Source organism: Streptomyces echinoruber (assembly GCF_014651135.1).
In the GTDB taxonomy this organism is placed as follows: Bacteria; Actinomycetota; Actinomycetes; order Streptomycetales; family Streptomycetaceae; genus Streptomyces; species Streptomyces echinoruber.
Window position 1 is genome coordinate 77,521 of the sequence record NZ_BMWH01000013.1, and the last position, 13,364, is coordinate 90,884.

Sequence of the window (13,364 nt, forward strand, 5' to 3'; positions counted from 1 at the left end):
CCCGCAAGGAGGTGTGCCCGGATGACCGCAACGGTCCCCGCGCCCGGAACCCTTCCCCCCGCCCTCGGCTCCGCCCGGGCGGGGAAGACCCCGACGGCGGAAGGGTCCGCCCTGCAGGCCGTGTTCCTGGACATGGACGGCACGCTGGTGGACACCGAGGGATTCTGGTGGGAGGTCGAGGTCGAGGTGTTCGCCTCCCTCGGCCACACCCTGGACGAGGCCTGGCGCCATGTCGTGGTCGGCGGTCCCATGACGCGCAGCGCGGGGTTCCTGATCGAGGCCACCGGCGCCGCCATCACCCTCGCCGAGCTCACGGTGCTGCTGAACGAGGGCTTCGAGGAGCGCATCGGGCGCGACCTGCCGCTGATGCCCGGCGCCGAACGGCTGCTGGCCGAGCTGTCCAGACACCGCGTCCCCACCGCGCTGGTCTCCGCCTCGCACCGCCGCATCATCGACCGCGTCCTGGACGTGCTCGGCCCGCACCACTTCCACCTGTCGATCGCCGGCGACGAGGTGCCGCGCACCAAGCCGCACCCCGACCCCTACCTGCACGCCGCCGCCGGGCTCGGCGTGGACCCGGCCCGGTGCGCGGTCGTCGAGGACACCGCGACCGGCGTGGCGGCGGCCGAGGCGGCGGGCTGCCACGTCGTGGCGGTGCCCTCGGTGGCGCCCATCGCCCCGGCGGCCCGGCGCACCGTGGTGAACTCGCTGGAAGAGGTCGACCTGCCTTTTCTGCGCGGGCTCGTCATCGGCCGATGACGGAAATGGGCCGGGCGTTCACCCAGCGTGCAAAAGGGTGCGGGCCCGGCCGGTGAAAAGGCGCTCAAGGGGGTGCCGAAGGGGCGCTCAAGGGGCGCGAAAAACCGACCGGGGGGCGCACGGCAAAGAATTTGCAGCGCCCCCCGCAGGCCGAATTCCCACGGCCGGCGACCTGATCGATCGTGTGACGTTCCCCACCCTCCAAGGGGTCGACACGCCGCCCGCGGTGTGCTGTCGACGCCGTCCCGTGCCGTCCCGGCGCACCCTTGTGTCCCGATTGGTCAATGGCTGCGCCAATCATTCCGCTGTCCGGTTTTCGGACCGTCCGCACCTGATTCCGCTGCGTGATGGGGGCTCAACTCCCGCGGCCGCCAACCCCGCTGCGGGCGCCGACTAATCTCATCGCGAGAACATCGCCCCCTTACCCGTGTCCGGCTGCACCACCCCTGCTTGCCGGATACACGGACCTGACAGCTGGAGAAACTCGAGCATGAACCGCAAGACTTTGGTGCTGCCGGCCGTGGCCGGCCTGCTCGCGCCGGTGCTCGCCGCCTGCGGCGGGTCCGACAGCGGCAGCGGCGGCGGCGACGCGATCGTCGTGGGCACCACGGATCGGTTCACCGCCTCGAAGGAAGCCCCCGCGCCCCTGGATCCCGCCTACGCCTACGACGTCGGCACCTGGAACATCCTGCGGCAGACCGTCCAGACCCTGATGACGCTGCCCAAGGGCGACGGCGATCCGGTGCCCGAGGCCGCCGAGAGCTGCGGATTCACCGACAGCGGCAACGAGCGGTACGCGTGCCGGCTGCGCCCGGGCCTGAAGTTCGCCAACGGCGACCCCATCACCGCGGCCGACGTGAAGTACTCCATCGACCGCGCCATCGCCATCAACGCCGACACCGGCGTGGCCGGCCTGCTGTCCACCGTCGACACCGTGGAGACGCAGGGCGACCGCGAGGTGATCTTCCACCTCAAGACCGCCGACGCGACCTTCCCGTACAAGCTGTCCACCCCGGTGGCGGGCATCGTCGACCCCAAGGACTACCCGAAGAACAAGCTGCGGGAGGGCTTCGAGGTGGACGGCTCCGGGCCGTACACCCTCAAGGCCGAGGTGAAGAACGGCGAGATGGTCGACGCCGTCTTCACCAAGAACCCGCACTACAAGGGCACGTTCAAGCTCAACAACAACAAGGTCGAGCTGCGCTCCTTCCCCAGCACCGACGCCATGGGCGCCGCGCTGGACAAGGGCGACATCGACCTCATGACCCGCACCATGTCGCCGGAGCAGATCCGCAAGCTGTCCCTCTCCGACGACGGCAAGGTCGACCTGGTGGAGATGCCCGGCCTGGAGATCCGCTACCTGGGCTTCGACACCGACGCGCCCGTCGTGAAGAGCAAGGCCGTGCGCCAGGCCATCGCCCAGATCGTCGACCGCAGCGCGCTGGTGTCCAAGGTGTACGGCTCCCAGGCCGAGCCGCTGTACTCGATGGTCCCGGCCACCGTCACCGGTCACTCCAACTCCTTCTTCAACAAGTACGGCGACCCCAGCACCGCCAAGGCCAAGGCGCTGCTGACCAGGGCCGGCATCGCCACCCCGGTGAAGCTGACGCTGCACTACACGACCGACCACTACGGTCCGGCCACGCGCAAGGAGTTCGAGGTGCTCAAGCAGCAGCTCGACGCCTCCGGCCTGTTCGACGTCACCCTCAAGGGCACGCCGTGGGGGACCTTCAACACGGCCGAGCGCAAGGGCGAGTACGCGGTCTACGGCATGGGCTGGTTCCCCGACTTCCCGGACGCCGACAACTACATCGCGCCGTTCCTCGACAAGGACAACACCCTCAACTCGCCGTACGCCAACAGCACGATCCGCAACAACCTGATCCCGGCGTCCCGTCGCGAGGCCGACCGCCTGGCCGCCGCCAAGAGCCTGACGGAGATCCAGGACATCGTCGCCGACGACGTGCCGCTGCTGCCGCTGTGGCAGGGCAAGCAGTACGTGGCCGCGCGCGACGACATCACGGGCACCGCCTACGCCCTGAACTCCACCGCCACTCTGCAGCTGTGGGAGCTCGGCCGCGGCACGAGCAACTGACGCGGCGTCGCCCCGGGGCGTGTGACGGCTCCCCGGGGCGTGGCCGGCGGTACGGCGGCGCCACGACGACGGCGTGAAGGGCGCCCTCCCGCGCGGGAGGGCGCCCTTCACGCCATCGGGGACGTCACGCCATCGGGGACGGACCGGGTCCGCGGCGCCCGGCCTCCGGACGCCGGACACCGGACGCCCGGGATCTCCGCACCGGGCCCGCGGCGCTCACTGCGAGCCCGGACGCACCAGCCCGCTCTCGTACGCGTACACTGCGGCCTGCACCCGGTCCCGCAGGCCCAGCTTGGTCAGCACGTGCCCGACGTGCGTCTTGACGGTCGTCTCGCTGACGAACAGGTCGGCGGCGATCTCGGCGTTGGACAGCCCGCGCGCCACCAGCTTCAGCACCTCCACCTCGCGCTCGGTGAGCGTGTGCAGCGTGTCCGGCACCGGCTCCTCACCGGAGGGCAGGTGCGTGGCGTACTTGTCCAGCAGCCGCCGGGTGATGCTCGGCGCCAGCATCGCCTCGCCGGCCGCGACGACCCGGATCGCCTGCACCAGCTCGTGGGCGGGGGCGTCCTTGAGCAGGAAGCCGCTGGCACCCGCCTTGAGCGCCTCCACCACGTACTCGTCCAGGTCGAAGGTGGTCAGCACCAGCACCTTGGCCGGGCCGTCCCGTCCGGGCCCGGTGATCTGCCGGGTCGCCTCCACCCCGTCCATCCGCGGCATGCGAATGTCCATCAGGACCACGTCGGGCTGCAGGGCGCGCACCTGGTCCAGGGCCTGGAGGCCGTCCCCGGCCTCGCCGACGACCGCGAGGTCCTGCTCCGCCTCCAGGATCATCCGGAAGCCCGTACGCAGCAGCGGCTGGTCGTCGACCAGCAGGACGCGGATGGCCACGTGACTCTCCTTCACTAGTCCGGCCCCATTCTGCCCTGCGCCCCGGCACCGGTCGGCGCCGCCCTCAGCGGCAGCGGGTAGGGCGGGGGAGTGCCGCCGAACTCGGGGCAGTGCGCCTGGTGGTCGCACCAGTTGCACAGCTTCGTCGGACGCGGGCGCCAGTCGCCCGTCTCGGTGGCCCGCCGGATGGCCTCCCACAGCGCGTGCAGCTTGCGCTCGACGCGCTCCAGGTCGGCGAGGACGGGGTCGTACGTCACCACGTCCCCGCTGCCGAGGTAGACCAGCTGCAGCCGCCGTGGGACGACGCCCTTCAGCCGCCACACCACCAGGGCGTAGAACTTCATCTGGAACAGCGCGCCCTCGGCGTACTCCGGCCGTGGCGCCTTCCCCGTCTTGTAGTCGACGATCCGCACCTCGCCCGTGGGGGCCACGTCGACCCGGTCGATGATGCCGCGCAGCTTCAGCCCCGAGTCCAGCTCGGCCTCGACGAACAGCTCGCGCTCGGCCGGCTCCAGCCGGGTCGGGTCCTCCAGCGTGAACCAGCGCTCCACCAGCCGCTCGGCCTCGGCCAGCCAGCGCGCCAGCCGTTCGCCGTCCGGGTCGTCCGCGAACAGCTCCGCCAGCTCCGGACGGGAGGCGCGCAGCCGGTCCCACTGCGCGGGAACCAGCGACCTGGCGCGCGGCGCGGTCCGCTCCCCGGCCGGCATGTCGAACAGTCGCTCGAGCACGGCGTGCACCAGGGTGCCCCGGGTCGCCGCCTCGCTCGGCTTCTCCGGCAGGCGGTCGATGACCCGGAAGCGGTACAGCAGCGGGCACTGCATGAAGTCACCGGCGCGCGAGGGCGACAGCGAGTCCGGCGGCACGACGGCGAGCGGCGGCCCGGCCGCGGGGGCCGCCCCCGGCTCCGGTGCCGGTGCCGCAGCCGCCGTGTCCCCGGTGTGCGCCCGCGAGGCGTCCTCGGTGCTCGTCTCCATGTCCCAAGACCTTACGGCCCGGCACTGACACGGCGCGGTGCCCGTGCCGGTCCGGGCGACGGCGGCGGGGACGCCTGGGGTGCCGGGGAGAAACACCTCGCGACGGACGCATACCATCGACCCGAGACCCTTCCGCCCGGCAGGCGCGGAGACGCTTCGAACGAGGGGACACCGTGGACGTAAGCGGCGGGAACGGGCAGCCGCGGTCCGGCACCGACGAGCCGGCCGAGCGCCCGGCGGACCCCACCACCGGTCCCGGCCCGGCGCCCCGCACCGGTTCCACCCCTCCGGGCGCGGATCCGGGCGCGGAAACGCCCCGGGACGCGCGGGCCGACGACGACCGGACCACCGACGCGCCCACCGCGAACGGCGCGCGGACGACACCCGGGACGCCCGGCGAGCCCGTGGCGAGCGGACCGGGTGGGCCGGGTGGACCGGGCGAGACGGACGGGTCGGATGGGCCGGGCGGACCGGGTGCGCCGAGCGGATCGGGCGGACCGGATGGGCCGGGCGGACCGGATGGGCCGAGCGGACCGGATGCACCGAGCGGACCGGGCGGGCCGGAAGGACCGCACGAGGCGGACCGGGCGCCCGCCGATGCCCCGGAGACCGGCCGCCGGGCCGGCGCCGGCCCGGCGCGGACCGCCGAGGACCGGCGCCGTACGACCGTCCCGCTCCCCGGCGAGCGGGACCGTACGTCCGTCCCCGCCCCCGCCCTCGATGAGCAGGGCCCCGCGTCCGCCCCCGCAGGCGAGCGGTCGCGCGCCTTCGCCGGCGGCGCCGGGCCGAGGCCGCCGCGGCGGTCCCGGGAACCCGGCGGAGGGCTGCTGATGGGGCGGCCGTTCGGGGTGCCGGTGTACGTGGCGCCGAGCTGGTTCCTGGTCGCGGCGCTGATCACGTGGGTGTTCGGCGGCCAGCTGGACCGGGTGCTGCCGGAGCTGGGCGCCGCTCGCTACCTGGTCTCCCTGTTCTTCGCGGTGGCGTTCTACGCCTCCGTGCTGGTGCACGAGCTCGCCCACACGGTCGCCGCGCTGCGGTTCAAGCTGCCCGTGCGCCGCATCCAGCTGCAGTTCTTCGGCGGTGTCTCGGAGATCGAGAAGGAGGCCGAGACACCGGGCAGGGAGTTCGTGCTGGCGTTCGTCGGCCCGCTGCTCTCCCTCGCCCTCGCCGGCCTGTTCTATCTGGCGCTGCAGCCCGTCCGGCCCGGCACGGTCCCCGGCGTGCTGCTCGCGGGCCTGATGGTCTCCAACCTCATCGTGGCCGTCTTCAACCTCCTGCCCGGCCTGCCCCTCGACGGCGGCCGCATGCTCCGCGCCGTCGTCTGGAAGCTCACCGGCCGCCCGATGAGCGGCACGGTCGCCGCGGCCTGGGTCGGCCGCGCCCTCGCCGTCGCCGTCCTGATCGGCCTGCCCCTGATCACCCAGTCCGGGGCGCTCGGCAGCAACGCCGAGGACAACGTCGGCATGGACACCGTCACCGACGCCTTGCTGGCCGCCATCCTCGCCGCGATCATCTGGACCGGCGCCGGCAACAGCCTGCGCATGGCGCGCCTGCGCGAACACCTCCCCGAGCTGCGCGCCCGCACCCTCACCCGGCGTGCGGTGCCCGTGCGGACCGACACCCCCCTCTCGGAGGCGCTGCGCCGGGCCAACGCCGCCGGCGCGCGGGCCCTGGTGGTCGTCGACGCCGACGGCACCCCGCAGTCGATCGTGCGCGAGGCCGCCATCGTCGGCGTACCCGAGCACCGCCGCCCCTGGGTGCCGGTCGGCGGCCTCGCCCAGGAGCTCACCGAGGGCATGCGCGTCTCCGCCGAGCTGGCCGGCGAGGAGCTCCTGGACGTCCTGCGCGCCACCCCGGCCACCGAATACCTGGTCGTGGAGGAGACCGGCGAGATCTACGGCGTGCTGTCCGCCTCGGACGTCGAGCGCGCCTTCGTCAAGGCGATGGCCCGCCCCTCCTGAGTGCTCCTCCCAGGGACCCCTGCCAGGGGCCGCCCCGCCGTCCCTCCCGCCCCGCCCGGGGGCCGTCCCGGTGGTCGGCGGCCCCCTCGGGTGCCGGTACGCTGGTCACATGTCCGAACCGACCGGTGCCGCCCGCAGGCGCGGGCCCTTCAAGGTCGGGGACCAGGTACAGCTGACCGACCCCAAGGGCCGCCACTACACGTTCACGCTCGAGGCCGGGAAGAACTTCCACACCCACAAGGGTTCCTTCCCGCACGACGAGCTGATCGGCGCCCCCGAGGGCAGCGTCGTCCGCACCACCGGCAACGTCGCCTACCTCGCGCTGCGCCCCCTGCTCCCCGACTACGTCCTGTCCATGCCCCGCGGGGCAGCCGTCGTGTACCCCAAGGACGCGGGGCAGATCCTCGCCTTCGCCGACATCTTCCCCGGCGCGCGCGTCGTGGAGGCCGGCGTGGGCTCCGGCTCGCTCAGCACCTTCCTGCTGCGCGCCGTCGGCGACCAGGGCATGCTGCACTCCTACGAGCGCCGCGCGGACTTCGCCGACATCGCCCGGCAGAACGTCGAGCGCTACTTCGGCGGCCCGCACCCCGCCTGGCAGCTCACCGTCGGCGACCTGCAGGACAACCTGTCCGACACCGATGTCGACCGCGTCATCCTCGACATGCTCGCGCCCTGGGAGTGCCTGGAGGCCGTCTCCAAGGCCCTGGTGCCCGGCGGCATCCTGTGCTGCTACGTGGCCACCACCACCCAGCTGGCGCGGACCGTGGAGTCCATCCGGGAGATCGGCTGCTTCAACGAGCCGACCGCCTGGGAGACGATGATCCGCAACTGGCACATCGAGGGACTGGCCGTCCGCCCCGACCACCGCATGATCGGCCACACCGGCTTCCTGCTCACCGCCCGCCGCCTGGCCGACGGCGTCGAGCCCCCGCTGCGCCGGCGCCGCCCCGCCAAGGGCGCCTACGGCGAGGACTACACCGGTCCCAACGCCGACGGCGGCCTCGGCCGCTGACCGGCGGGACGGGGCGCACGCCCGTGCCCGGCGGCGGGGACCGCCGGGCACCCCTCCTCCGCGTTCCCGACACCCCGCCCGCCCCGGTTCCGCGTTCTTCGTGATCCCGGCGTTCGCGGCGTTCACGGCGTTCCGAACTCTCGGTGTTCCGAACTCTCGGTGTTCCGAACTCTCGGTGTTCCGGGCTCTCGGCGTTCTCACGGTCCCAACGCCCTGGCGCCGCGGCCGAGTTCCGACCGCCTCGGAACTCGGCCGCGGCGCCCTCGTGTTGACGTCCCGTCGGCCCACCGGCGGCAGGGTGACCGGCCCGCGTACCCACCCCGAGGTTCCCCACGCGTGTGACGTGTGGCACGATGCTGGCCACCTCTACCGGCACAGCCCTCACAGGAGACGCTCCTCGTGCAGCAATCCGCCGTTCCGGAACTGGCCCACACCGACACCCGCCCCCTGCACTGGCTCGCCACCGCCGCCGCCGTCACCGGTGTCGTGGCACTCTCCTCGGTCTTCCACCCCGGTTCGGCCACCGCCGCCCAGCCCGCCTCCCCTCCGCGGACCGCGAGCGTGGCCGCCCCGGCCACCACGGGCGTCGACTTCCCCGTCGAGTGCGGCCCGGTGAAGGCCGTCGTGGTGAAGAAGGCCACCGGGGACCTGGACGGCGACGGCCGGCCGGAGACGGTGGCGGTGGTCCACTGCGACGCCCCCATGGGCACCCCGCCGGACGCCGTCTACGTCCTCACCCGGGCCGCGGACACGGGAAAACCGCGCGTGGTGGCGACCCTCGTCGAGCCCAGGGAGCGCCGGACCGTCACCGCGATCTCCGTGCGCGACGGCGCCGTCGTCGCCTCGCTGCTCGGCTACTCCTCGGCCGACGTGCCCAGTTGCTGCCCCGACGTGAAGACCGACGCCAAGTGGCAGTGGAAGAACGACGCGTTCGTCCGCACCACCCCGGCGGGCGCCCGCGGCGTCTGACCGCACCGGCGGGCGCCGCCCGGGAGGACCCGGAGCGCCCGCGCCCGCCCGACGCGGCAGAAATGTGACGTATCAGACAGTAGTTACCGAATGTCGCGGGCCGTTCACTTCGCGTCAGGGCCGTACATCTCGACCTTGTCCGAAATCCGCCGTACGTGAATGCACTCGCCCGGACATTCCTTCGCGGAGTCGATCACGTCCGTGAGCAGCGGCAGCGGTACGGGCGCCGTGGCGCCCCGCTCCTGTAGGAGTTCCTGGTCCGGCCCTTTGACGTAGGCCAGACCGTCGATGTCCAGCTCGAACACCTCGGGCGCGTACTGGGCGCAGATCCCGTCGCCGGTGCACAGGTCCTGGTCGATCCAGACCTCCAGTGCCTCGCCGTCGGCGCCGCCCTGCTGCTGCACGGTCATCTCTCCTGCCGTTTCCGGCCGCCGGGCCGCCCCGAAAAGGCACAAGTCGGGCCAGCTCCGGCGGGTGTTGAACGCCTCGACCCTACCTCTGCCTGCTTTCGAATCAGATTCGCTGGGTATCCCCCTGCCGTGAGGGAGAGCGCAAGGGTGAAGATCGGACACTCCTCGACCGTCTTTGTGATCTAGGGGTTTCAATCAGCACCCACCCAGGTAGGGTCTGGAAGCGTCCAGCTCCCCTTGGAGGAGGTGAGGACCGTGGCAGCCCACGACGACGACATTGACCGCGGCATCCGCCCGGGTCGAGGGTCCGAGGACCCGGCCGGGCAGATCGCCTACCTTGAGCAGGAGATCGCCGTCCTGCGACGCAAGCTCGCCGACTCTCCGCGACACACGAGGATTCTCGAGGAGCGGATCGTCGAGCTGCAGACCAACCTGGCCGGCGTGTCCGCCCAGAACGAACGACTCGCCAACACGCTCCGTGAGGCCCGCGACCAGATCGTGGCCCTCAAGGAGGAGGTCGACCGGCTCGCGCAGCCGCCGGCCGGCTTCGGTGTCTTCCTGCAGGCGAACGAGGACGGCACCGCCGACATCTTCACCGGCGGCCGCAAGCTGAGGGTGAACGTCAGCCCCAGCGTGGAGCTCGAGGACCTCCGGCGCGGCCAGGAGGTGATGCTCAACGAGGCGCTCAACGTGGTCGAGGCCATGGAGTTCGAGCGCGTCGGCGAGATCGTCACCCTCAAGGAGGTCCTGGAGGACGGCGAGCGCGCCCTGGTCCTCGGGCACACCGACGAGGAGCGGGTGGTGCGGCTGGCCGAGCCGCTGCTGGACGTCACCATCCGTCCCGGCGACGCGCTGCTGCTCGAGCCGCGCTCCGGTTACGTCTACGAGGTCGTGCCCAAGAGCGAGGTCGAGGAGCTCGTCCTCGAAGAGGTCCCGGACATCGGCTACGAGCAGATCGGCGGCCTCGGCACCCAGATCGAGGCGATCCGCGACGCGGTCGAGCTGCCGTACCTCTACCCGGACCTGTTCAAGGAGCACGAGCTGCGCCCGCCCAAGGGCGTGCTGCTCTACGGGCCTCCCGGATGCGGCAAGACGCTGATCGCCAAGGCGGTGGCGAACTCGCTGGCCAAGAAGGTCGCCGAGGTCACCGGCCGGCCCGCCGGCAAGAGCTTCTTCCTCAACATCAAGGGCCCGGAGCTGCTGAACAAGTACGTCGGCGAGACCGAGCGGCAGATCCGCCTGGTCTTCCAGCGGGCCCGGGAGAAGGCCGGCGAGGGCACCCCGGTCATCGTCTTCTTCGACGAGATGGAGTCCCTCTTCCGCACCCGCGGCTCCGGTGTCAGCTCGGACGTAGAGAACACCATCGTCCCGCAGCTGCTCGCCGAGATCGACGGCGTGGAGGGCCTGCAGAACGTGGTCGTGATCGGCGCCTCCAACCGCGAGGACATGATCGACCCGGCGATCCTGCGGCCCGGCCGGCTCGACGTGAAGATCAAGATCGAGCGTCCGGACGCGGAGGCGGCCAAGGACATCTTCGGCAAGTACCTCACCGAGCGCCTGCCGCTGCACGCGGACGACCTCGCCGAGCACGGCGGCGACAAGGCGGCGACCGTCCAGGCGATGATCCAGACGGTCGTGGAGCACATGTACGCCGAATCGGAGGAGAACCGCTTCCTGGAAGTCACCTACGCCAACGGCGACAAGGAAGTCCTCTACTTCAAGGACTTCAATTCCGGTGCCATGATCGAGAACATCGTGGGCCGCGCCAAGAAAATGGCGATCAAGGACTTCCTGGAAAAGAACCAGAAAGGCCTGCGCGTCTCCCATCTGCTCCAGGCGTGCGTGGACGAGTTCAAGGAGAACGAGGACCTGCCCAACACCACCAACCCGGACGACTGGGCCCGGATCTCCGGAAAGAAGGGCGAGCGGATCGTCTACATCCGCACCCTCATCACCGGAAAGCAGGGCGCGGACACCGGACGCTCCATCGACACGGTGGCCAACACCGGGCAGTACCTGTAACGACAGGGCGGCTGCGGGTGCCCTCCGCGGGGTACCCGCAGCCGAGTGTTTTCCGGGCCACGGCTGGAGCACAGCAATGACGCAAATGATCTCCCCACCAGCGCAAAGGCGTTCTAGGCTCTTTTCTACCGCCGCGTTGCGCAGTGCGGGGACGGGCACCGCACAGGCAGCCGATCGCCAGCGGTACGGGCGCGGCGCCCACGACCGAGGGTGCCGCCGGGCAAGGAGGGCCGCATGACCGTACGGCGAGTAATGGGCATCGAGACGGAGTACGGGATCTCCGTCCCGGGCCATCCCAACGCCAATGCCATGCTCACCTCGTCCCAGATCGTCAACGCCTACGCCGCGGCGATGCACCGGGCCCGGCGGGCCCGCTGGGACTTCGAGGAGGAGAATCCGCTGCGCGACGCGCGGGGCTTCGACCTCGCCCGGGAGGCCGCCGACGCCAGCCAGCTCACCGACGAGGACATCGGCCTGGCCAACGTGATCCTCACCAACGGTGCGCGCCTCTACGTCGACCACGCCCATCCGGAGTACAGCGCGCCCGAGGTCACCAACCCGCGCGACGCCGTGCTGTGGGACAAGGCCGGCGAGCGCATCATGGCCGAGGCGGCGGAGCGGGCCGCCCAGCTGCCCGGCGCCCAGCCGATCCACCTCTACAAGAACAACACCGACAACAAGGGCGCCTCCTACGGCACGCACGAGAACTACCTGATGAGGCGGGAGACCCCCTTCTCGGACATCGTGCGCCACCTGACGCCCTTCTTCGTCACCCGGCAGGTCTTCGCCGGCGCCGGCCGCGTCGGCATCGGCCAGGACGGCCACGAGCACGGCTTCCAGCTCAGCCAGCGCGCGGACTACTTCGAGGTCGAGGTGGGCCTCGAGACGACCCTCAAACGGCCGATCATCAACACCCGCGACGAGCCGCACGCCGACGCGGAGAAGTACCGCCGCCTGCACGTGATCATCGGCGACGCGAACCTGTCGGAGATCTCGACCTACCTCAAGCTCGGCACCACGGCTCTGGTGCTGTCGATGATCGAGGACGGCTTCATCGCCGTCGACCTCGCCGTCGACCAGCCCGTGCGCACCCTGCACCAGGTCTCCCACGACCCGTCGCTCAAGCGCCTGGTCACGCTCCGCAGCGGCCGTACCCTGACCGCGGTCCAGCTGCAGATGGAGTACTACGAGCTGGCGCGCAAGTACGTGGAGGAGCGCTTCGGCGCCGACGCCGACGAGCAGACCAAGGACGTCCTGGCGCGCTGGGAGGACACCCTCAGCCGCCTGGAGAACGACCCGATGAGCCTGGCCGGCGAGCTGGACTGGGTCGCCAAGCGGGAGCTCATGGAGGGCTACCGGCGCCGCGACGGCATCGACTGGGACTCCGCCCGGCTGCACCTGGTCGACCTGCAGTACGCCGACGTACGCCCCGACAAGGGCCTGTACAACCGCCTGGTGGCCCGTGGCCGGATGAAGCGGCTGCTGGACGAGGCGGAGGTCGAGCGGGCCAGGACCAAGCCGCCGGAGGACACCCGCGCCTACTTCCGCGGGCGCTGCCTGGAGCAGTACGCGGACGACGTCGCGGCCGCCTCCTGGGACTCGGTGATCTTCGATCTGCCCGGCCGTGACTCGCTGCAGCGGGTGCCAACCCTGGAACCGCTTCGCGGAACGCGTAATCACGTCAAGGCGCTGCTGGACCGCTGCCGCACGGCGGAGGACCTGGTCAGGGTGCTCTCCGGCGGCTGAGCGAAGACGCGTGGCGGATCGGCCGGGCGGGGTGAAAAACGCGGCGGCCGGGAATCATCGAGGTGGCCCCCGTACGTTGAGCAAACTGCGGGGCCGATGTCGGACCCGGCTTGTAGGGTCTGATCATCACCGATCGGCAGGAATGCGGATCTGCCGACCCACGGCAGGTGAAAGAGCGGGGTGAGGACATGGCGACCAAGGACACCGGCGGCGGCCAGCAGAAGGCCACGCGCTCCACGGAGGAGACCGAGCAGCAGGCGCAGGACGCGCAGGCCTCGGAAGACCTCAAGGAGCGCCACGAGAAGCTGAGCGACGACGTGGACTCCGTCCTGGACGAGATCGACGACGTACTCGAGGAAAACGCCGAGGATTTCGTGCGGAGTTTCGTGCAGAAGGGCGGAGAGTGAAGGTCGTCGGCGCGCTGATGCCCTCGAACTGAAAGCAATGGGGGGTAGGGGTGGCCGGCGGTGCGGACGCGGAGCAGGGTGGGACATGCAAGCGGGTCCCGCCACGTGCCGCAGATGCGCG

At 71.4% G+C, this 13,364-nt stretch carries 11 protein-coding genes; 8 read left to right on the plus strand and 3 right to left on the minus strand.

The genetic code is table 11. The features are described 5' to 3' along the window. Positions 1–21: 21 nt before the first annotated feature. Positions 22–759, plus strand: coding sequence for an HAD family hydrolase (locus IE225_RS16760; RefSeq protein ID WP_190058331.1), 738 nt, complete (start codon positions 22–24; stop codon positions 757–759). 490 nt (positions 760–1,249) lie between these two features. Beyond that, positions 1,250–2,854, plus strand: a complete 1,605-nt coding sequence (locus tag IE225_RS16765) for an ABC transporter substrate-binding protein (protein WP_190058332.1) — start codon at positions 1,250–1,252, stop codon at positions 2,852–2,854. Between the two features lie 216 nt (positions 2,855–3,070). Here IE225_RS16765 and IE225_RS16770 read toward each other — a convergent pair whose 3' ends face one another. Together IE225_RS16770 and IE225_RS16775 are read right to left on the minus strand one after the other, a co-directional pair. Continuing rightward, positions 3,071–3,742: a response regulator gene (locus IE225_RS16770; RefSeq protein WP_190058333.1), complete on the minus strand. Its 672-nt coding sequence runs from the start codon at positions 3,740–3,742 to the stop codon at positions 3,071–3,073. Between the two features lie 14 nt (positions 3,743–3,756). Further along, entirely contained in the window at positions 3,757–4,716 is a 960-nt protein-coding gene (locus tag IE225_RS16775; RefSeq protein ID WP_190058334.1) for a RecB family exonuclease, read from the minus strand. A 404-nt stretch (positions 4,717–5,120) separates the two neighbouring features. Here IE225_RS16775 and IE225_RS16780 point away from each other — a divergent pair, with 404 nt between their 5' ends. The 3 genes from IE225_RS16780 (at position 5,121) to IE225_RS16790 (ending at position 8,658) form a co-directional block, all read left to right on the plus strand. After that, positions 5,121–6,677 (plus strand): site-2 protease family protein, encoded by a 1,557-nt coding sequence (locus IE225_RS16780; RefSeq protein WP_444545066.1) that lies wholly within the window; start codon positions 5,121–5,123, stop codon positions 6,675–6,677. A gap of 109 nt (positions 6,678–6,786) precedes the next feature. Further along, the gene (locus IE225_RS16785) at positions 6,787–7,689 is read left to right on the plus strand and encodes a tRNA (adenine-N1)-methyltransferase (RefSeq protein WP_190058336.1); all 903 of its coding nucleotides are present in this window, start codon (positions 6,787–6,789) and stop codon (positions 7,687–7,689) included. 399 nt (positions 7,690–8,088) lie between these two features. Continuing rightward, positions 8,089–8,658, plus strand: coding sequence for a hypothetical protein (locus tag IE225_RS16790; RefSeq protein ID WP_190058337.1), 570 nt, complete (start codon positions 8,089–8,091; stop codon positions 8,656–8,658). Positions 8,659–8,762: 104 nt separating this feature from the next. On the opposite strand, the gene IE225_RS16795 is transcribed toward IE225_RS16790, so the two are convergent. Next, positions 8,763–9,068, minus strand: a complete 306-nt coding sequence (locus IE225_RS16795) for a ferredoxin (protein WP_190058338.1) — start codon at positions 9,066–9,068, stop codon at positions 8,763–8,765. Positions 9,069–9,323: 255 nt separating this feature from the next. Between IE225_RS16795 and arc the strand changes: the two genes are divergently transcribed. From arc to IE225_RS16810, 3 genes are all read left to right on the plus strand, one after another. Continuing rightward, the gene (gene arc, locus IE225_RS16800; protein ID WP_190058339.1) at positions 9,324–11,090 is read left to right on the plus strand and encodes a proteasome ATPase; all 1,767 of its coding nucleotides are present in this window, start codon (positions 9,324–9,326) and stop codon (positions 11,088–11,090) included. A 234-nt stretch (positions 11,091–11,324) separates the two neighbouring features. Further along, positions 11,325–12,836, plus strand: coding sequence for a depupylase/deamidase Dop (gene dop / locus IE225_RS16805; RefSeq protein ID WP_373303206.1), 1,512 nt, complete (start codon positions 11,325–11,327; stop codon positions 12,834–12,836). 188 nt (positions 12,837–13,024) lie between these two features. Then, positions 13,025–13,243: a ubiquitin-like protein Pup gene (locus IE225_RS16810; RefSeq protein ID WP_190058340.1), complete on the plus strand. Its 219-nt coding sequence runs from the start codon at positions 13,025–13,027 to the stop codon at positions 13,241–13,243. Positions 13,244–13,364: the final 121 nt, after the last annotated feature.

What these genes read in the sequence shown, in the direction of transcription:
- IE225_RS16760 (WP_190058331.1), top strand. Translation starts at nt 22, where the DNA reads ATGACCGCAACGGTCCCCGCGCCCGGAACCCTTCCCCCCGCCCTCGGC.
- IE225_RS16765 (WP_190058332.1), top strand. Translation starts at nt 1,250, where the DNA reads ATGAACCGCAAGACTTTGGTGCTGCCGGCCGTGGCCGGCCTGCTCGCG.
- IE225_RS16775 (WP_190058334.1), bottom strand. Translation starts at nt 4,716, where the DNA reads ATGGAGACGAGCACCGAGGACGCCTCGCGGGCGCACACCGGGGACACG.
- IE225_RS16785 (WP_190058336.1), top strand. Translation starts at nt 6,787, where the DNA reads ATGTCCGAACCGACCGGTGCCGCCCGCAGGCGCGGGCCCTTCAAGGTC.
- IE225_RS16795 (WP_190058338.1), bottom strand. Translation starts at nt 9,068, where the DNA reads ATGACCGTGCAGCAGCAGGGCGGCGCCGACGGCGAGGCACTGGAGGTC.
- dop (WP_373303206.1), top strand. Translation starts at nt 11,325, where the DNA reads ATGACCGTACGGCGAGTAATGGGCATCGAGACGGAGTACGGGATCTCC.
- IE225_RS16810 (WP_190058340.1), top strand. Translation starts at nt 13,025, where the DNA reads ATGGCGACCAAGGACACCGGCGGCGGCCAGCAGAAGGCCACGCGCTCC.